This is a genomic window from Actinospica durhamensis (genome assembly GCF_018139695.1).
GTDB classification, from domain to species: Bacteria; Actinomycetota; Actinomycetes; order Streptomycetales; family Catenulisporaceae; genus Actinospica; species Actinospica durhamensis.
The window spans coordinates 1-18,502 of record NZ_JAGSOG010000176.1; the positions used below are offsets into that span (position 1 = coordinate 1).

At 72.9% G+C, this 18,502-nt stretch carries 19 protein-coding genes and 2 pseudogenes; 7 read left to right on the top strand and 14 right to left on the bottom strand.

What is annotated here, in order from left to right; genetic code table 11:
* A pseudogene (locus tag KDL01_RS27320) lies at window positions 1-197 on the top strand (IS5/IS1182 family transposase); the annotation flags it as partial.
* A 57-nt stretch (window positions 198-254) separates the two neighbouring features.
* Here the strand turns inward: KDL01_RS27320 and KDL01_RS27325 are convergent.
* Genes KDL01_RS27325 through KDL01_RS27335 form a run of 3 tightly spaced genes read right to left on the bottom strand, consistent with a single transcriptional unit; the run spans window position 255 to window position 2,226 of the window.
* Window positions 255-1,217: a carbohydrate kinase family protein gene (locus tag KDL01_RS27325; RefSeq protein WP_212531488.1), complete on the bottom strand. Its 963-nt coding sequence runs from the start codon at window positions 1,215-1,217 to the stop codon at window positions 255-257.
* Window positions 1,218-1,248: 31 nt separating this feature from the next.
* Entirely contained in the window at window positions 1,249-1,758 is a 510-nt protein-coding gene (locus KDL01_RS27330) for an HIT family protein (protein WP_212531489.1), read from the bottom strand.
* Window positions 1,759-1,797: 39 nt separating this feature from the next.
* The gene (locus KDL01_RS27335; RefSeq protein ID WP_212531490.1) at window positions 1,798-2,226 is read right to left on the bottom strand and encodes a DUF7144 family membrane protein; all 429 of its coding nucleotides are present in this window, start codon (window positions 2,224-2,226) and stop codon (window positions 1,798-1,800) included.
* A gap of 235 nt (window positions 2,227-2,461) precedes the next feature.
* Between KDL01_RS27335 and KDL01_RS27340 the strand changes: the two genes are divergently transcribed.
* Window positions 2,462-2,899, top strand: a complete 438-nt coding sequence (locus tag KDL01_RS27340) for a DUF6325 family protein (RefSeq protein ID WP_212531491.1) — start codon at window positions 2,462-2,464, stop codon at window positions 2,897-2,899.
* Window positions 2,900-2,979: 80 nt separating this feature from the next.
* Entirely contained in the window at window positions 2,980-3,303 is a 324-nt protein-coding gene (locus KDL01_RS27345) for an SHOCT domain-containing protein (RefSeq protein WP_212531492.1), read from the top strand.
* A gap of 74 nt (window positions 3,304-3,377) precedes the next feature.
* On the opposite strand, the gene KDL01_RS27350 is transcribed toward KDL01_RS27345, so the two are convergent.
* The 4 genes from KDL01_RS27350 to KDL01_RS27365 all read right to left on the bottom strand — a co-directional run bounded on the left by KDL01_RS27350 (window position 3,378) and on the right by KDL01_RS27365 (window position 6,790).
* Complete coding sequence (locus tag KDL01_RS27350; protein WP_212531493.1) at window positions 3,378-4,451, bottom strand: lactonase family protein; 1,074 nt, start codon at window positions 4,449-4,451, stop codon at window positions 3,378-3,380.
* 64 nt (window positions 4,452-4,515) lie between these two features.
* Window positions 4,516-4,923 carry a RidA family protein gene (locus tag KDL01_RS27355; protein ID WP_212531494.1) on the bottom strand — a complete coding sequence of 136 codons (408 nt, stop codon included), beginning with the start codon at window positions 4,921-4,923 and terminating at the stop codon, window positions 4,516-4,518.
* Window positions 4,923-5,690, bottom strand: a complete 768-nt coding sequence (locus tag KDL01_RS27360; protein ID WP_212531495.1) for an IclR family transcriptional regulator — start codon at window positions 5,688-5,690, stop codon at window positions 4,923-4,925. Before KDL01_RS27360 ends, KDL01_RS27355 begins: the two co-directional genes overlap by 1 nt.
* Window positions 5,687-6,790 carry a sugar kinase gene (locus tag KDL01_RS27365; protein WP_307846615.1) on the bottom strand — a complete coding sequence of 368 codons (1,104 nt, stop codon included), beginning with the start codon at window positions 6,788-6,790 and terminating at the stop codon, window positions 5,687-5,689. Before KDL01_RS27365 ends, KDL01_RS27360 begins: the two co-directional genes overlap by 4 nt.
* A gap of 136 nt (window positions 6,791-6,926) precedes the next feature.
* On the opposite strand from KDL01_RS27365, the gene KDL01_RS27370 reads away from it, so the two are divergent.
* From KDL01_RS27370 to KDL01_RS27380, 3 genes are read left to right on the top strand one after another with little or no spacing between them, the layout of a single operon-like run.
* Window positions 6,927-8,198, top strand: a complete 1,272-nt coding sequence (locus KDL01_RS27370) for an alanine racemase (RefSeq protein WP_246577070.1) — start codon at window positions 6,927-6,929, stop codon at window positions 8,196-8,198.
* A complete protein-coding gene (locus tag KDL01_RS27375) occupies window positions 8,198-9,817 on the top strand; it encodes an N-acyl-D-amino-acid deacylase family protein (protein ID WP_212531497.1) in 1,620 nt (539 codons plus the stop codon). The genes KDL01_RS27370 and KDL01_RS27375 overlap by 1 nt, the downstream gene beginning before the upstream one ends.
* Window positions 9,814-10,470, top strand: a complete 657-nt coding sequence (locus KDL01_RS27380) for a bifunctional 4-hydroxy-2-oxoglutarate aldolase/2-dehydro-3-deoxy-phosphogluconate aldolase (RefSeq protein WP_212531498.1) — start codon at window positions 9,814-9,816, stop codon at window positions 10,468-10,470. Before KDL01_RS27375 ends, KDL01_RS27380 begins: the two co-directional genes overlap by 4 nt.
* A gap of 1 nt (window position 10,471) precedes the next feature.
* Here the strand turns inward: KDL01_RS27380 and KDL01_RS27385 are convergent, their stop codons facing one another.
* Entirely contained in the window at window positions 10,472-12,397 is a 1,926-nt protein-coding gene (locus KDL01_RS27385) for an alkyl/aryl-sulfatase (protein ID WP_212531499.1), read from the bottom strand.
* A 150-nt stretch (window positions 12,398-12,547) separates the two neighbouring features.
* Window positions 12,548-13,399 carry a protein phosphatase 2C domain-containing protein gene (locus KDL01_RS27390; protein WP_212531500.1) on the bottom strand — a complete coding sequence of 284 codons (852 nt, stop codon included), beginning with the start codon at window positions 13,397-13,399 and terminating at the stop codon, window positions 12,548-12,550.
* 158 nt (window positions 13,400-13,557) lie between these two features.
* Between KDL01_RS27390 and KDL01_RS27395 the strand changes: the two genes are divergently transcribed.
* Window positions 13,558-14,472 carry an alpha/beta hydrolase gene (locus KDL01_RS27395; protein WP_212531501.1) on the top strand — a complete coding sequence of 305 codons (915 nt, stop codon included), beginning with the start codon at window positions 13,558-13,560 and terminating at the stop codon, window positions 14,470-14,472.
* A 19-nt stretch (window positions 14,473-14,491) separates the two neighbouring features.
* Here KDL01_RS27395 and KDL01_RS27400 read toward each other — a convergent pair whose 3' ends face one another.
* From KDL01_RS27400 to KDL01_RS46070, 5 genes and pseudogenes are all read right to left on the bottom strand, one after another.
* Complete coding sequence (locus KDL01_RS27400) at window positions 14,492-15,370, bottom strand: LLM class F420-dependent oxidoreductase (protein ID WP_212531502.1); 879 nt, start codon at window positions 15,368-15,370, stop codon at window positions 14,492-14,494.
* 234 nt (window positions 15,371-15,604) lie between these two features.
* Window positions 15,605-16,117 (bottom strand): RICIN domain-containing protein, encoded by a 513-nt coding sequence (locus KDL01_RS27405; RefSeq protein WP_212531503.1) that lies wholly within the window; start codon window positions 16,115-16,117, stop codon window positions 15,605-15,607.
* Between the two features lie 302 nt (window positions 16,118-16,419).
* Window positions 16,420-17,781 (bottom strand): alpha-amylase family glycosyl hydrolase, encoded by a 1,362-nt coding sequence (locus tag KDL01_RS27410; RefSeq protein ID WP_368861661.1) that lies wholly within the window; start codon window positions 17,779-17,781, stop codon window positions 16,420-16,422.
* Between the two features lie 68 nt (window positions 17,782-17,849).
* Complete coding sequence (locus KDL01_RS27415; RefSeq protein ID WP_212531505.1) at window positions 17,850-18,341, bottom strand: hypothetical protein; 492 nt, start codon at window positions 18,339-18,341, stop codon at window positions 17,850-17,852.
* A 35-nt stretch (window positions 18,342-18,376) separates the two neighbouring features.
* Window positions 18,377-18,502 (bottom strand): annotated as a pseudogene (locus KDL01_RS46070) (ROK family protein); the annotation flags it as partial.

Below are 18,502 nucleotides of genomic sequence, written 5' to 3' on the forward strand. Positions count from 1 at the left end.
AGGGCCCGAAAGGCGGGCGGCCCCCCGCATTCGACGCCGAACTGTACAAGCGCCGCAACCTGATCGAACGATGCAACAACCGGATCAAGCAGTGGCGCGGCATCGCGACCCGCTACGACAAGCTCCCCGACCGCTACCAAGGCGGAATCGAGCTGGTCAGTGCACTGATCTGGCTACGGTCTCTGTGCCCGGAATGACCCGGACACAGAGACCGTACATAGAGATTAATAGATGGTCAGATTCACCAACACTGCCTAGTCGAGCAACCCGGCCCACTCCGGGGCGAGCGCCGCCCGGCCCATCGCCGCGGCCAGTTCGGGCGCGCCGATCTGCTCCTCGCAGGTGCCGTGCGCTCCGCAGGCGAACGCCCCCGACACCGCCCCGGCCAGCGCGCACTCGCCCAGCGGCCGCCCGGCGAAATAGCGGCTCAGGAACGCCGTGCTGAAGGCGTCGCCGGCCCCGTTGCTGTCCACCACCGGCCGCTCCGGCGCGGCGATCGGGAACCGGCGCACCGTGCGCGAGGCCCGGTCGAGCAGCAGGCTGCCGCGTTCCCCGTCGGTGGCCACGACGAGCGAGGCGCGCCCCTCGTCCAGAATCGAGCCCATGATCGCCTCGATCCCGCCCGGCGTCGCGCCCGCGCCGGCGGCGCTGAGAAACACGAGATCGGCGTCGTACGCATATCCGAGCGCGTATGCGGCGGAGCCGTCCCAGGCGTGGACATCAGTGGACGTGCTCACGCCGAGCCGCCGCGCGTGGGCGAACGCCCCGAGCGCCCGCCCGGCGATGTGCACGTGCCGGGTACGGGCGAGGAAGGGCAGATAGAACTCGGCCGGCAGCTCCGTCCCCTCCGGATGCCGCCCGTCGAAGAACGAGAACCGCCGCCCCGCCGCGTCGACCAGATTGACGCTGCGCGGGGTGCCCGCGGGCGCGGGAAGATGGCTGAAATCAAGGCCGGTATCCGCGTACCGTGCGAGCACCAGCGCGCCGAGCGCGTCCTGCCCGAGCAGATCGAGGAACTTGGTGCGCAGGCCCAGACCGTGGAACCCGAGCGCCACCCCGTTGCCCGAGTGCGCCACGTAGTCGTGCACCGGAGGCACGCCGATCCCGTCTCCCACCGCGGGTATCGACAGCTCAGGCACCCGCACGATCGTGTCCACGCCCACGCCGCCGAGCACCAGCACGTCATAGCCGTGCTCCTGCGGACCGACCGGAGTCACCGGACTCATCAGACCCCCCACCGCTGTCCCCTCAGCTCTCGCGCAGCCCCTGGTGTATCACGGATCTCAGCAGCTGTGCGGTGTGCGCGGCGTCGTATCCGGGCGCGCCCAGCACGCCGTTCTCGGTCATGAGCGCATGGAACTGCTGCTCGTCGTACGGCACGCCGGGCGGCAGCCCCGCGACGTGCCAGTGCAGGTGCGCGTTCCCCTGCCGGCTGCCCAGTGTGTAAAGATACGTCCGCTCCACCGGCAGCGCCGCCTCCACCGCCCGCGCGACGAGGCGGACCACGCCCATCAGCCCGAGGTACTCGGCCTCGGTCAGGTCGCGCACCGCGTGCTCGACGTGCCGCTTGGGCGCGACCAGCAGCTTGCCCGGCACGGTCGGATACTTGTCCAGGAACGCGACGTGCCGTTCGTCCTCGAACACGGTCTCGTGCGCGTAACCCGGCTCGCCCGCGACGAACGCGCAGACGAAACAGGGGCCTGACTGGGCTCGGGCCTGGTATGCCGCGAGGTCCATCGCGTGTCGGTGTGCATCCACCCCGTCAGTGTGCCGCGGCGGGAGATCGAAGGTGCGCGGTCAGTCGACCGAGCGCGGGTTGACGCACAGGGCCCAGAGCACGAAGACGCTCAGCGCGATCAGCACGATCGACCACTGCGGCTGGTAGGGCAGGAACATGAAGTTCGCGACGATGTGCAGGCCGGCGACCACGATCGCGGCGATCCGCGCCCAGGTCTGACGCAGCGCCAGGGCGATCCCGGAGACCACAAGCAGCACGCCGAGCACGAGGTGGATCCAGCCCCAGGAGGTGAGGCTGAACCGGAAGGCGTAGAGCCCGAAGTGGGCGTACACGTTGTCCTTCGCCAGCGCCGTGACCGCCTCCAGGATGGTCATCACGCCCTGCAGGACCAGCAGCACGACGGCCAGGTAGACCCCGCCGACCCAGACCGGGTTTGCGCCGGTGTGCTGGGGGTTGCGCGGCTGCTGCGGCGGCGCGTACTGGCTCATCGGGGGTGCTCCTCGGCTGACGGGGCGGATGCTCGGCGCGTCATGTGTGCCCTTCCGAGGGTGCGCGGTCCCCGCCCGCGGCGCGAGGCGGCCGGTCCGAGCGGGTTGCCCGGGGCCGGGCGCGCCACCCGGACGGCTCGGCGCGGTGGCGCGGGTGCTTAGGCCGGACGGAGGATGCGGTCAGCGCTCGGGCACCGGACCGGAGCGCGCGGAGCGGGCATCGAGGAGCGGGCGGATGGACGTCAACCAGGTCGACTACATGGTCATCGACTTTCCCGGCGAGCTGCCCGCGGAGACCGTCGTGCCACCGATCCAAGCCCTGGTGGAGGACGGCGCCGTCGAGATCCTCGACCTCGCCTTCATCCGCCGGGACGCGGGCGGACTGATCGAGGCGGTCGAGCTCGACGCGCTCGGGGACGCGCAGGGGGCGGCGTTCGCCGACCTGACCGGCGAGATCCACGGGCTGCTCAGCGACGAGGACCTGCAGCTGGTGGGGGAGGAACTGCCGCACGGGAGCACCGCGGCCGTGCTGGTGTGGGAGAACACCGCGACGCGCGCGCTCAAGCGGGCGGTGCTGGCCTCCGGCGGGACCGTGGTGGCGCACGAGCGGGTGCCGGCCGGGCTGGTGGAACGCGACCTCACCGCCATCGGGATGAAGGCCTCGAGCATCTGAACCCAGAGCACTGATCCGAGCGGCCGCGGCAGCCGAGCAGTCCGGCGGCGGTCCGCGGCCCCGCACCCCTGGAGGACATCATGATCGGTCGACGACTCGCCCGCGGCGGACGCCCCGGGCTGATCGGCACCGCCGCCCGCACGGCCGTGATCGCGGGCACCGCCACCGCGGTCTCCGGCCGGGTGGCCAACCGGCAGATGCAGCACCACACCGCGCAGCAGGACGCCGCGCGCGAGCAGGACGCCGCGGCGCGGCAGGCCGCCCAGCCGGCGCAGCCCCCGGCCGCGCCGGGCCTGGACGACGAGGCGGTCAGCCAGCTCGAGCGGCTCGGCGCGCTGCACGCCCAGGGCCTGCTCACCGCCGAGGAGTTCGCCGCGGCCAAGCAGCGCGTCCTCGGCGGCTGAGTCCGCCGAGTCCGCCGAGCAGAGCCACGCGCCCGGCCGCGGGCATCCGAGCGGCCGGGCGGCAGTGTTCTGCCTCAGTCCTCGGCGCGCATCAGCACGCAGGCGGGGGCGAACACCTTCAGGCTCGCGCCGGTCTGCTCGGGCACGCCGGTCGCCGGATCCAGCCGGAACACGCTGATGCTGTCCGAACGCTGATTCGCGCTCAGCAGCAGCGTCCCGTCCGGGGACAGCACGATGTCGCGCGGCCAGGCGCCGCCGATCGGCACCGTGGAGACCAGCTGCGGCTTGGCCGGGTCGGCCAGCGAGAAGGTCAGCAGGGTGTCGCGGCCGCGGTTGGCGGTGTAGAGGAACCGGCCGTCCGAGGCGATCTGGACGGCCGAGGGGAAGTCGGAGCCGGGCACGCCGTCCTCGAGCAGCGGCACCTCGCCGAGCACGGCGAACTCCCCGCCCGCGGCCGCGTACGTGCACACCGCGAGCGAGAAGCCGAGCTCGCCGACCACGTACGCGTACGTACCGGCCGGGTGGAACACCAGGTGGCGCGGGCCGAAGCCGGGGCGGAAGGAGGATCGCGCCACCTGCATGAGCGTGCCCTGCCCGGCCTCCAGGGTGAAGGTGTGGATCGAGTCGGTGCCGAGGTCCACCGCGAGCACGAAGCGCCCGTCCGGCGACTCGCGCACCATGTGCGCGTGCGGCCCGGCCTGCCGGTCGGCCTCGGGTCCGCTGCCCTCCAGCGAGGCCAGGTGGGTCTGGCCGCCGACCGAGCCGTCCGGCTCGATCCGGTGCAGCGAGACCGAGCCGCGGTCGTCCGCGTCGCCGTAGTTGGCCACCGCCAGGAACGCGCCGCCGCCGACCAGCGCGGCGTAGCAGGGCTCGGAGCCGCCGGTGGGCATCGCGGCGCCGTGCGGCTCGAACCAGTCCTGGCCGCGGTCCACGAACGCGGCCACCCGGCCGGTCGGGCCCTCGTCCACGGCGTACAGCAGCTCGCCGTCGACGCCGCCGCGCACCAGCCAGGACGGGTCGGCGAACGGCGTGACCTCGCCGCGCGCGGCCACGGTGGCGCCGTCGGCGGACAGCCCGGCCCGCACGATCCCCCGGATCGGGTTGGGACCGCCGGTGTAGCTGCCGATGGTGAGTTCGAATCCTTGCATGCTCGGTGTGCCCCGCTTCGTGTGAGCTCGGTCGTTCCCGTTCAGGATAGTCGCCGACGGGTATTCAGTCGGTGACGGCGAGCGCGTCGATCTCCACCAGCATCTCCTCGTGCGGCAGGCCGGTGAACACCGTGGTGCGGGCCGGCGGGATCCCGCTGGGCACGTGCCGCACCACGAACTCGGCGTACGCGTCGTTCATCGCGGCGAAGTCCTCCCGCTTGGTCAGGTAGACCCGGAACATCAGCACGTCCTCCACGCTCGCGCCGCCCGCCTCCAGGATCGCCCGGACGTTCTCCAGCGTACGCAGCGTCTGTGCCTTGACGTCGCCGGGTGCGATGTGCGCGTTGGTGGCCGGGTCCATCGGTCCCTGCCCGGCCACCTGCAGGAACGGGCCCTTGCGCACGCCCTGGGAGAAGCTGTGGGCGGGTGCCGGGGCCGATGCCGTGCGCACGGCCGTCTTGTGCGGGTCCATCAGGATCGTTCCTCTCCGATCTCGGGCGGATGCCAGCCGCGGTCGGCGGAGATCGCCGCCGCGGTGTTGAGCAGTCGGGGCAGCAGGCTCAGCACCTGTGCGTAGTCGAGCACGACGTCCGGCACGGACAGCGAGACGGCGGCGACCACGCGGCCGGTCGCGTCCCTGACCGGCGCGCCGACGCAGTGGATGAACGTCTCATGCTCCCCACGATCCACCGCGTGGCCCTGTTCGGCTACTCGGGAGAGCTCGGCGAGGAACGCCTCGGGGCCGGTGATCGTGTTCGGTGTCAGCGCCTCGTAGTCGATGCCCTCGGCCACGGCGCGGCGCTCGCGCGGCGGCAGGTCGGCGAGCAGCACCTTCGCGACGGCGGTGCAGTGCAGCCGGGCGCGCAGCCCGATCCGGGAGTACATCCGCACCGGGTGCCGCGAGTCGTACTTGTCGATGTACACCACCTCGCCGCCCTCGTAGGCCGCGAGGTGCACGGTGTGGCCGGTCTCGCGGTTGAGCGCGGCGAGGTGCGGCGCGGCGGTGGCGCGCACCGGACGCTGTTCGAGCGCGCGGCTGGAGAGCGCGAACAGCCCGGCGCCGAGGTGGTAGCGGAAGGCCGCGTCGCGGTAGACGAGCCGGTCGTCCTCGAGCGTGCGCAGCAGCCGCAGCACCGTCGTCTTGTGCACCTCGGCGGTGGCGGCGAGCTCGTCGAGCGACCGCGGACCCTCGGCGAGCTCGCGCAGCAGCTGGAGCGCGCGGCTCAGGCTCTGGCTCATGACGCCGCCTCAGCCGTCACGGCGGAGTCGTCCGTCGGAGCGGCGGCCGCGATCACTCCGGCGCCGGCCCGCAGTCCGGACCACTCGCGCGGCGTGCACTCCAGCAGCCGGTCCAGCTCGGCGGGCGACGGGGGAGCGGCGTGGTCGTGCGCGACCATCAGCGTGGACGCGGCGCAGACGTGGCCGAGCCGCAGCCGTCGCCGCTGGTCGTGACCGCGCAGCAGCCCGGCCAGGTAGCCCGCGGCGAACGCGTCGCCCGCGCCGATCGGTTCGAGCACCTCGACGCGCAACGCGGGCTCGGTCACGGCCGCGTCACCCTCGAACGCGCAGGCCCCGTGCTCGGCGTTCTTCACGACCAGCACGCGCGGGCCGGGCAGCAGGGCCCGCAGACGCTGCGGATCGGCCGTGCCGAACAGGATCTCGGCCTCGTCGCTCCCGATGAACACCACGTCGGCCTGATCGGCCAGACCGGCGAGCACCGCGACGGGATCGACCGCCGCGGACCCCTGCAGGCGCCGCCACAGCGCCGGACGCCAGTTCATGTCGAAACTGACGAGCTGTCCGGGACGCCGCCGGTCGAGCACCGCCTGCACGAGCCGTCGACCGCTGTCGCCGCCGGAGGCCTGGCCGAGCGCGGCGGTGATCCCGGACAGATGCACCAGCCGCGCCGTGGCGAGCAGCGCGGCCACGGCCGGGAGCTCGAGCGCGGCAGGCGCGAGTGCTGACGCGGCCGAAGCGCTGCGGTAGTAATGCAGCTTGCTGCGGCCCGTGCCGAGGTCGTGTACGGAGCCTGTGCCGGCGCCGATCTCCTTGACGTACAGGCCGGTCGGCCGATGCGGATCGACTTCGACTCCTGAGACGTCGACGCCGTGCGCCGCGATCTCGGTGAGCAGCAGCCGCCCGAAACCGTCCGCGCCGACCCGGCTGACCCACGCCGTCGGCACGCCGAGGGACGCGAGCGCGCAGGCCGTGTTCGACTCCGCGCCGCCCATACCGCGCCGGAAGAGCTCGGCCGCCTCGAGCGGTCCAGCCTGCTCGGGCAGCAGCGTGATCATCGACTCGCCCACGCAGACGGCGAGCGGCGGCGCGGGGTTCGTCACGGCGGCGCTCCTGTCTGGTACGTGGGCTGGGTGTACTCGGGGAGGTCGTTGACCTTCGACGAGCGGCGATGCTACAAGTTCCGTACACGATGCGCAATGACCGTTGCGTATGTTGCAACGCAGGAGGGAACCGCCGATGCGCGCGACCGTGGCCGGGCTGGCCGACGAGGTACTGGACTGGCGATTCAAGGCGATTCCGGCGAGCGCGTGGGGCCGTACGGTCGCCGAGTTCCTCGCCACCGGCCCCCGGCTGTCCGACCTCGGCACGCCCGCGCTCACCCTCGACGCCCGCGCCCTCGACTTCAACCTGGCCACGATGGCCGGGTACTGCGCGGCGGCGGGGGTGGAACTCGCGCCGCACGGCAAGACGACGATGGCGCCCGCGCTGTGGGAGCGTCAGATCGCCGCCGGGGCCTGGGGGATCACACTGGCGAACGTGCCGCAGCTGCGGGTCGGGCGCGCGTTCGGCGTGCGCAGGCTGCAGCTGGCGAACGCGCTGGTGGACCCGGGCGGCCTGCGCTGGATCGCCGACGAGCTCGACGCGGACCCCGACTTCTCGTTCGTCAGCTGGGCCGACTCGACGGACACGGTGGAGCTGATGGACGCCGTGCTGCGCGCACACGGCGCGCGCCGGCCCCTCGACGTGCTCGTCGAGGTCGGGCACCCCGGCGCCCGCACCGGTGTGCGCGATCTCGACGAAGCGGTCCGGATCGCCCAGGCCGTCGCCGCGGCCCCGACGCTTCGGCTGGCGGGTGTCGCAGGATACGAAGGTGTCGTCGCGCACGAGGCCACACCGGGCGACCTCGACGCGGTCGCCGCCTACCTGCGCACACTCGCCGACCTGCACACACGCCTGGCCGACGCAGGCCTCTACGACCCGTCCGCCGAGATCATCGTCACGGCCGGCGGCAGCTCCTTCTTCGACCAGGTCGTCGAGGTGCTCGGGCCGCTCGCCGGGCCGGGCGTCAGGGTACTGCTCCGTTCGGGCGCGTACATCGTGCACGACGACGGGTTCTACCGCGGTATCTCCCCGTTCAGCCGCGGCGTCGGGAGCAGCCCGCTGATCTCCGCCATGCACGGCTGGGTCCGCGTGCTCTCCCGGCCGGAGCCGGAACTGGCGCTGCTCGACGGCGGCAAGCGCGACCTCCCGTTCGACGACGCGATGCCCACACCCCAGTACGCGAACGGCGAGGCGGGCCCGGTGGCCGGCGCGGTCGCCACCGCCGTCGCCGACCAGCACACCTTCCTGCGGCTGGACCCGGCCAGTTCGCTGCGGGTCGGCGACGTCGTCCGGCTCGGCCTCTCGCACCCGTGCACGGCGATGGACAAGTGGTCGCTGATCCCCGTGCTCGACGACGCTTCGAGCCCTGATCCGCTCGTCGTCGACCTGATCCGGACCTTCTTCTGATGCCCCCGCTCCCGAAACCCCCGACCACGCTGCTGCGCGGCGCCACCGTCGTGGACGGCACCGGCGCGCCCGGCTACCGGGCCGACGTCCGGCTGGCCGAGGGCCGCATCGCCGAGATCGCGCCCACGATCACCGGCGGGCCCGCGATCGACGCGGCGGGGCTGGTGCTCGCGCCGGGGTTCATCGACATGCACGCCCACTCCGACCTCGCGCTGCTCACCGACCCCGAGCACCTCGCCAAGGTCGGCCAGGGCGTGACGCTCGAGGTGCTCGGCCAGGACGGCCTGTCCTACGCCCCGGTGGACGAGACCACACTCGGCCGGATCCGCCGCCAGATCGCCGGCTGGAACGGCGATCCGGCCGGCTTCGACTGGAACTGGCGGAGCGTCGGCGAGTACCTGGACCGGCTCGGTGCCACCGGGACCGCCGTCAACGCCTGCTACCTGGTGCCGCACGGCTCGGTGCGCATGCTCGTCCTCGGCTACGAGGACCGCGCGCCGTCGGAGTCCGAACTCGAACGCATGCGCGCCCTGATCCGCACCGGCATGGCCGAGGGCGCCGTCGGGATGTCCTGCGGCCTCGGCTACACCCCCGGGATGTACGCCTCGACCGGCGAACTCAAGGCGCTGAGCCGGGTCGTGGCCGAGCTCGGCGGGTTCCTCGCCCCGCACCACCGTTCCTACGGCGCCGGCGCCCTCGAGGCCTACGCCGAGATGGTAGAGGTCTGCGAGGATTCCGGCTGCGCGCTGCACCTGTCGCACGCCACGATGAACTTCGGCGTCAACAAGGGCCGCGCGGGCGAACTGCTCGCGCTCATCGACGCGGCCACCGCCCGAGGCTGTGACCTCACCCTCGACACCTACCCCTACCTGCCCGGATCCACCACGCTCGGCGCGCTGCTGCCCGGCTGGACCTCGGCCGACGGCCCCGACGGCGTGCTGCGCCTGCTGGCCGATCCGGAGGCGTGCCGCGCGATCCGCCACACGATGGAGGTCGACGGGTCCGACGGCTGCCACGGCGTGCCGGTGGACTGGGAGACGATCCGGATCTCCGGCGTCGGCGACCCCGCCTTCACCGACCGCGTGGGACGCACCGTCGCGCAGATCGCGCAGGACGAGGCGCGCGAGGCGTTCGAGGTCTACCGGGACCTGCTCGTGGCCGACCGGCTCGCCACCACGATCCTGCAGCTCGTCGGGCACGAGGAGAACGTCCAGGCGATCATGCGCCACCCGGCGCACACCGGCGGCAGCGACGGCCTGCTGGTCGGCACCCGCCCGCACCCGCGAGCCTGGGGCACCTTCCCGCGCTTCCTCGGCCACTACAGCCGCGACCTCGGCGTCCTCGGGCTGGAGGAGATGATCGCGCACCTGACCGGCAACGCGGCCCGGCGCCTGCGGCTGCGCGATCGAGGCCTGATCCGCCCCGGATACGCCGCCGACGTCGTGCTCTTCGATCCGCACACCGTGCGCGACACGGCCACCTTCGACCAGCCCCGCGCCCGCCCCGAGGGCATCGAGTACGTCTTCGTCAACGGCGTCCCCGTCCTCGCGCAGGGCCGCCGCACCGACGCCACGCCCGGCCGCGCACTGCGCCGCACCAGCAGGAGTGACACCGCATGAACGACCAGTCCACAGACTCGACCGACGTCCTGCACGCGATAGCCGCCGACCGCGTCCTGGCCGTGGTCCGCGCCCCGCGCGTGCCCGACCCGGCCGCGCTGTGTGCCGCACTCGCCGACGGGGGCATCCGCACCGTCGAGTTCACCTTCACCACCCCGGGCGTCGCCGACGTCCTCGCCCAGGCGGCGGCCGCCCGCCGTCCCGGCACCCACCTCGGCGCGGGCACCGTGCTCACCGCCGACCAGGCCGCCGCCGCGATCGACGCCGGGGCCGAGTTCCTGGTCACGCCCGCGCTGCGGCCCGAGGTGGCGAAGGTCGCCGCGCGGGCCGGGATCCCGGTGCTGATGGGCGCGCTCACCCCGACCGAGGTGCTCACGGCCGTGGAGCTCGGTGCCGCCGCGGTGAAGATCTTCCCCGCCGCGACGTTCGGCCCGCGCTATCTCAAAGACCTGCGGGGCCCGTTCCCGGACGCCCGGCTGGTGCCGTCCGGCGGCGTGAACGCCGGCAACGCCCGCGCGTTCCTCGAGCTCGGAGCCTTCGCCGTGTGCTGCGGCACCGACGTCGTCCCGCCGGACCTGGTGGCAGCGGGCGGCGCCGAGGCCGAGATCCGCGACCGCGCCGCCGCCTTCGTCGAGCGCATGACGCAAGACTGAATCAGGGTGTGACGATGTCGAACCGCGGGTCGAACTCCTCCAGCAGTCCGGCGTAGACGACGAGCGCGGCCGCGTCCCCGGCCAGCACGATCTCCCCGGACGCGGCGAGCTTGTCCGCCTCGACGGGGAGCAACAGCGCCGCGACCAGCGCTCCCTTCGGGCCGGTGACCGTCAGCTGCGCGTCGGGGTTCGTTCCGCGGCGGGCGTTGAGCACGCCGCGGCGCACCCACATCTGCCAGAACCTGTCCTGCTCGGCTGGGGCGTCGGTGAACACGAAGTCGATGCGCACATCCACCTCGGCCGCGCGCGGGCCGTTGACGTGCACCGCGGCGAAGTCGAACAGGATCTCGATCGGCATCGCCAGGATCGTGTCCGGGCTGGCCGTGGCGAACGGCACCGGCGCGACCCCCGCGCGCAGCTCCTTCGCCGCGCTCAGGAAGACGCCGCGCCACTGCGGCCCCTCGGCCTGATACCCCATCTGCTCGTAGGCGTCGGCCTGCAGCAGCCGCGCGGCCTGGTTCTCCGGATCGGCGAACACGAGCAGGTGCAGCACCTGCACCGCCCAGCGGTAGTCGCCCGTCTCCAGCGCCCGCTCGCCCTCCGTCATGATCCGGTCCGCGCCGATCAGCTCCACGAAGCGCTCGGCCGTGGCCACCGGCGGGTGCGGGTGGAGCGAGACCGGGTCGCCGTCCCACATGCCGAGCTCCTTGGTGAACACGGCGCGCACGTCGTGGTGCACGGTGCCGTGATACCCCCGGTTGTGCCAGGCCCGGCCGAGTTCCTCGGGCAGCTCGATCTCCTCGGCGGCCTCCAGCGGCGTGTAGCCCTGGTTCGCCAGCCGCAGCGCCTGGTCGTGGAGGTACTTGTAGGTGTCGCGCTGCGAGGCGAGCAGCTCGGTCACCGCGTCGTTGCCCCACACCGGCCAGGTGTGCGGCCCGTAGTGCACCTCGGCGTCGTCGCCCCAGCGCTCGAGCGTCTCGTCCAGGTAGCGGGCGAAGTTGCGCGCGTCGCGGGTGCGGGCGCCGCGCAGCGTCTGGATATTGTGCAGCGTGTGGTTGGCGTTCTCCGCGCAGGTCAGTGCCTTGAGCTGGGGGATCCAGATGTGCATCTCCTCCGGCGCCTCGGTGTCCGGCGCGTAGAGGAACTCGAACTCGAGCCCGGCCAGCTCCCGCCTGCTGCCGGTCTCGGTGATCGAGTCCGTCGGCGAGAGGTAGGTCACCGTCACCCCGGGCACCGTCGCCACGCCGATCCCGCAGGTGAGGTGGCCGTGGCCGCTCGGGTCTACCTCGAGCAGGCTGCCGAAGGCGTAGGCGGCGCGCCGGGACATGGCGTTGCCGGCGATGACGTTCTCGCCGATGGCCAGCCGGTCGAAGGAGGCGATCGTCCCCGGCGCGATCAGCGGCACCTTCCCGCTCGCCACGTCCGCGGCGTCCACCACGCCCTTCACCCCGCCGTAGTGGTCGACGTGCGTGTGCGTGTAGATCACCGCGACGACCGGCTTGTCCGAGACGTGCGCGCGGATCATCGCCATGCCCTGCGTCGCGGCCTCGACCGAGGCCATGCAGTCGATCACGACCAGCCCGCTCTCGCCCTCCACCACGGTCAGGTTGGCGATGTCGTTGTTGCGCACCTGGTAGAGCCCGTCCACCACCCGGTACAGCCCGCCCTTGCGGATCAGCTGCGACTGGCGCCACAGGCTCGGGTTGACCGAGTCGGGGCACGGCGCGTCGTCGGCGAGGAAGTCGTAGACCGCCGGATCGAAGATCACCCGGCCCTCGTGGTCGTGCAGCTTCTCGGTGAACTTCGCGATCAGCCCGCGTTCGACGAGTTCGAAGTCGGTACGGTCCTCGAGCGCGTAGCGTTCGGCCGCGTCGTGGTTGGCGCTGGTCGTGGCCGGGCTCGGGGGCTTCGGCTGGCAGGCAGGCACGACGCGCCACTCCTTCGGGACTCGGCCCTGGCGAGAGCCGGATCGGGATCTTCCGCAGCCAGCCTTGGGCATTCGGGCACGTATGCGCAGCTTCCTTCCGCCGAACAGGTGACGTCCGTGCGCTGAGTTCGATCCGGCCGCGGCCGCGGCTTAATGGAACCCGTCGAGATACGCGGCCGTCGCGTCGTCCGAGGTCTTGTTGCGGACCCAGCGCAGGCCGGCCGGATCCGCCCGCTCGGCTTCCCGGACCAGTCGGATGACGCCGGCGGGCCCCTCGTCGGCCAGCAGGTCGAGCAGCCCCGGCCAGTTCGTCAGCGCGAACGGCTCGACCGCGCGGGCCGCCCCGTCCGTCAGGATCGCGACACGCTCCACCGCGGAGCGCGGCAACGTCCAGGTCAGGGCGTGGTCCACCGCCGCCGGGTCGGTTGCCGCGGCCCAGAAGCCGCCCGGTATGTTGCGCGCGGCGAGCTCGGCCCGCTTCATCACGACCAGCGCCGCGGCCTTCGCGGCAGAACCCTGCGGCAACGCGTCGGCCACCGCGCGCTCGGCCGACGCGGTCCGCGAGACCCGCTCGTCGGTCACCACCGAGAGCCCGTCGGCGCCGTCGACCACCACGGTCACGTCGCCGAGCACGAGGAAGCGCACCACCTCGCGCGCGGCCGCGACCACCGCGACGGCGGCGCCGGGCGTGGCCGCGTCGGTCAGGTCGCAGGCGTCCCGGTGTAGATCGGCGGTCCCCACGATCGCGGCCCGCAGCGCGGCGGACGGGTCGGGGGTGCCGGTGTTCGCGGCCGCCTCGCAGTGCCCGATGACCCCCTGCACCAGGCGCGCGGCGAACCAGGCCACCCCGTGCACGCAGCCGGTCTCGGTCCGCGCGGTCGCCCCGTCGGCGACCGCGACCCAGGCGTCGGCGTCGGGGTCGGCGTCGGCCACGGCAGAGGCCACCGCGTCCTCGTTCGGCCGATCCGGCGAGCCCGGGACACTCAGTACTCGTACGCGCACGGCGTTCACGCTCCTCGAGGAACACGAAAGAGTTTCGGAAGGTCAAGGTGCGTCAGAACGCGGCAAGGGTCTATACCACTTTGGCATCTTGCCGATACGCTGCTGTGCGCAGTCATCGAGCCCTGGCTCGTGGATCTTCCTGAGGAGTTGAGGAATCGATGGTGCGTCAGGCGCAGGCCACACCGCCGCCGCACTCCGATACCCGCACGTACCCGCAGGCCCGTCCCCGTCCGGCCGCGCAGCCCCAGCCCGTCGGCGCCGTGCTGGACCGCACGATCCCCGGGCCGGGCGGCACCACCCTCGCCGTGCGCGTCTACGAACCCAGAACCGCCGACCCGGCCGCGAGCTCGCCGAGGTCGGCCCGGCGCCGCCCCGCCCTGGTCTACTTCTTCGGCGGCGGCCGGCCCCTCGGCTGCCTGGAGACCGGCGACGGCGTCTGCCGCGCGCTGACCAACACCGCGCACTGCGTCACCGTCTCCGTCCGCTACCGGCTCGCGCCGCAGTTCCCGTTCCAGGCCGCCGTCCGGGACTGCCACGCCGCCACCCGGTGGGTCGCCACGCACGCCGCGGAGCTCGGCGTGGACCGGGCGCGCATCGCCGTCGGCGGCGACGAGGCCGGGGGGAACCTGGCCGCGGCCGTCGCCCTGCTCGCGCGCGAGACCGGCCCGGCCCTGTGCCACCAGCTGCTGGTGTGCCCGAACATCGCCGGCGAAGACCACGATCCGCGCCAGAGCGGCCGCGCCGCCGCCTGGCACTGGCAGCAGTACCTCGCCGCCCCCGAGGACCGCGGCGACCCGTGCACCTCGCCGCGCAACGCAGACTCCCTCGCCGACCTGCCCGCCGCCACCGTCATCACGGCCGAACTCGACCCGCGGCGCGACGAGGCCGAGCACTACGCGCTGATGCTCCTCGCCTCCGGCGTCCCGGTGGAGGTGCGCAGATTCCACGGCGTGCCGCAGGGCTTCTTCGCCCTCCCCGCCGTCTACCCCCTCGCCCGCGCCGCCCTGTCCTACGCCGCGGCCGGCCTCGCCACCGCCTTCGCGCCCGCCGGCCACCAGCCGAGTCGGCGGTAGCCGGCGGCGCGCCGACGCGTCAGTTCTCGAACTTGGCGATCTCCGGCACGACGCGCTCGCCGAGCAGTTCGAGCGGGCGGATCGAGACGGCGTTCGCGACGTTGCCGTGGACGTGGCTGATGCCGAGCGCCGCGAGCTCCTGGAGCTGGCCGAGCAGCTCGTCCACCTTCTCGCCCTGCGCGCCGGGGTCGAGCCGCATCATCACGGTCTTCTTGATCTCGTCGTAGTCGCGGCCGAGGTTGGCGCAGTGCTCGCGCAGGACGTCGAGCTTGTGCGGCAGGTCGGGGCTGGGGAAGAGGTTGCAGGCCTGCGCGTACTGCGCCACCATCCGCAGCGTCTTCTTCTCGCCCCCGCCGCCGATCAGGATCGGCGGGTGCGGAGTGCTCAGCGGCTGCGGGGAGTTGAGCGTGCGGGCGAGCTGGTAGTGCGTGCCCTGATACGGCCCCTCGTCCTCGCTCCACATCTGCAGGCAGATCTGCAGCGCCTCCTCGAGCCGCTCGAACCGCTCCTTCGTGCTCGGGAACGGCAGGCCGAGCCCGCGCGACTCCTCCTCGTTCCAGGCCGCGCCGATGCCCAGCCAGGCCCGGCCCTCGGAGAGCACGTCGAGCGTGGTCGCGGCCTTGGCCAGCAGGCCGGGCTCGCGGTAGACCACGGCGGTGACCCAGGCCAGCAGCTTGATCCGGCTGGTGCGCCCGGCCAGGTAGCCCAGGGCGGTGTAGGCCTCGAGCATGTCCCGCTCCGGCGGGCCCACGACGGCGATCTGCCAGACGTGGTCCATCACGCTGAGCATGGTGAAGCCGGCGTCCTCCGCGGCGACGGCGATCCTGGTCAGGTCCTTGGCGAGATGCTGCGGGCCGTTCGGCCAGGTGAAGTCAGCGACGTGCAAGCCGAGTTCCACGGCGGTCCCCTTCGCGACGACCGGTCCGGGCGGTGACTGCGGCGGCGCCCGGAGCGGGTGATGGGCTGGTCCTGAAGTGCGCCACCCAGCCTAGTGGCACGCCCTGCCGTATCCGTGCCCGCACGACGAAGGCCGGCTGCCGGTCCTCGACCCGCGAGGCCGGCAGCCGGCCCCCGGCTGTTCGTCTGCTGCCTGCTACCGCGAGAGTCCCTCAGCCGGGCAGCCGATCACCCGTCAGGCCGGGGGAGCGGGGTTCCAACGCTGGTTGGCGGCGCCGTCGGCCTGCTCGAGCTCGATCTGGGCGTAGTTGCCGAGCGAGCCGAGGACCTGGCTGTTCTCGCCCGCCTGGGCGATGAACACGTCGTTGCCGATGCGCGGGAAGTCCCACTGCTGGCTGGGGTCGTAGGCGTTGCAGGGGGTGAGGGTGGCGAGCTGGCCGATGTTCTCGGGCGCCTGGATGCACTGGCCGGGCTTTGCGATGCTCTCGAGCAGCAGGCCCTGGGAACCCTGGTCCACCTTCCACTGCTGGCAGGCGTCGCCGCCCGCGATCGGCCAGGTGACCGGTCCCTGCGGGCCGGAACAGTACGCGTCGAGAACGCCCTGGGCACCGCGGTTGTAGAACGACAGCGTCTGGTCCGGGGTGGCGCTCGGGGTGGCGCTCGCGGCGGCCGAGGCCGTGGTGGCGGCCGCACCGGTCAGCGCGAGTGCCGCCACGGCTGCCGCGGCGAACCGCTTGATCGTGAACATGGATGAACTTCCTTCCCTTGTTGAAGTAAGTGACGCGTGTGATTTCTGTTACCAGTGCGTCACAGGGAGAAAGTAGCGATCGTCCAGGGCTGGAGATGGCAGCCACGGCCCGCGCGGAGGGATTTACGCGCTAACGGATGATCTGGGAGCGTGTCGGCCACCGTGCGCCCCCGTGCGTCCCTTGTGCCCCCCGCTCGGCCCGCCGAGGGCTCCCACTCGGCGCGACGTGCCAGATCGCCCGGCGTGTCGCCGCGCATCCCGGTTGATCTGGGTCTATCTGCCCGCCTGCGCTGCCGACCGGCTCAGGCTTCGAGGTCGACGATCGCCCAGCCGTGCGGCTCGACCTCGGCGGCCGGCCCTGTGTCGCGGCTGCCCAGCAGGCGCTTGCCGGACGGCGCGTCCGGCCCCGCCACGGTGAACGTGTGCGTGCGGTCGGAGAGATTCAGCAGCACGGCCAGGCGCCCCGGCCCGTCCGGCTCGGCGACTTCGTACCCGAACACGAGATTCTCCAGGTGCAGCGACCGGGAGCGGGCGCGCAGCAGCCAGGGGTGGCGCCGGCGCAGGCCGATCAGGTCCTGGTGCAGCCGGTAGACCGGTCGGCCGAAGGCGGCCAGGCCGCTCGGGCCCTCGGCCGGGAACGCCGGACGGATCTCGGCGTCGCCGTCCGCGCGCTCGTACTTGACGCCGCGGAAGGCCTGCTCGTCGCCCGCGTACACGCTCGGCACGCCCGCCACCGTGAACAGGATCGCGAGCGCGTGCGGCAGATGCCGCGGATCCTCGATCCGGCTCGCGATCCGGGTGACGTCGTGGTTGCCGACGAAGGTGAGCGGGTGCATCCCGGCCGCGAACTCCTCGTGCCGCCGCAGCGCCCAGGACAGCTCGAAGAGGTTGCCGTCGGACAGGCTGCTCCAGATGCCCTTCCACAGTTCGTACTGGGTGGCGGAGTCGAGCCCGCCCTCGCGCACCGCCGCCGCGTAGTCGCCGTGGATGTACTCGCCCATCAGCCACGCCCCCGGATGCTCGGCCCGCACCCGGCCGGTCACCTCGTGCCAGAACGCCCGCGGCACCGCGTACGCCGCGTCCAGCCGCCACGCGTCCGCACCCCGGTCCAGCCAGTGCCGCATCACGGCACTGACGTAGTCGCGCACCTCGGGCTCGTCGTGGTTGAGCGCGACCAGGTGCCGATGGCCCTCGAACCTCGCGTAGTCGAACCCGTCCTCACCCTCGCCCGGGGCGTCGAAGTCGAGGTGGAACCAGGAGGCGTACCGGGAATCGCGGCCGTGCGCCAAGACGTCCTGGAACGGTCCGAAGCCGCGGCCGACGTGGTTGAACACGCCGTCGAGCATCAGCCGCACGCCGCGGGCCCGGCAGCGTTCGACCAGCCGGTCGAAGGCCTCCCCGGTGCCGAGCCGCGGATCGATCCGGTAGTGGTCGACGGTGTCGTAGCCGTGCGATTCGCTCGCGAAGACCGGCCCCAGCGCGAGGCCGTTGCAGCCGAGCTCCACCAGGTAGTCCAGCCACGGCTCGAGCCGGTCCAGGCGGTCTGCGGCTTCCGCGTCTGCGGCTTCCGCGCCCGTGGCAGCCTCGTCCGCGGTCGGCGGCGCGCCGAGGAAGGTGAGCGGGTGCAGGTGCCACCAGATCGCGTGGCCGGACCACGAGGCCATCGGCGCCGCACCGCCTTCCATGGAGTCTCCGCAGGTTCGGGCAGGGAGCTGACACGCTATCAGCCGGGTCAGGGCGAATGCGTCCACTCGGTGAGCAGGTAGCCGCCGTACCAGGCCGAGAGCAGCGCGAGGCCGCAGACCACGGCCGCCGCCACGCGGGCGTCGCGGCGGGCGAGGAAGACGGCGGGCGGCAGCAGCACCGGGAAGTCGGGCATGAGGAAGCGCGCCTCGGCGTGGAAGTAGCCGGGGCCGATGAACAGGCCGAGCACGATCGAGGCCCAGGCGAACGCGCCGACCGGGAGTCCGCCCCCGCCGCGCCTGCGCCACAGCATCACCGTCAGCACGGCGGCGAGCGCGACGGTGGCGAAGAGCACGTACACCGGCACCCGGTAGCCCAGTTGCAGCGGCCGGGTCAGGCCCGCAGTGATCTGATGCCAGACCCCGACCAGGCTCGGCGTGCTGTTCCAGCCGCGTTCCTCCATAAAACCGAACCCGTCCCAGCGGCCGAGCGCCACCGCGACCCAGACCAGGTAGCCGAGCGCGCCGATCGGGGCGAGCACGCAGGCGAGCCACGGCCGCCACCCGGCCGCCCGCCACCCGCGAATCCGCGGGTGCCGCGCAGCAGCTGGCCGTCGACCACCACCGCGGCACCGATACCGGCCTCGGCCGAGACGTGCACGAAGTCGCGGGCGCCGGAGCCGCGCCACAGCTCCGCGAGCGC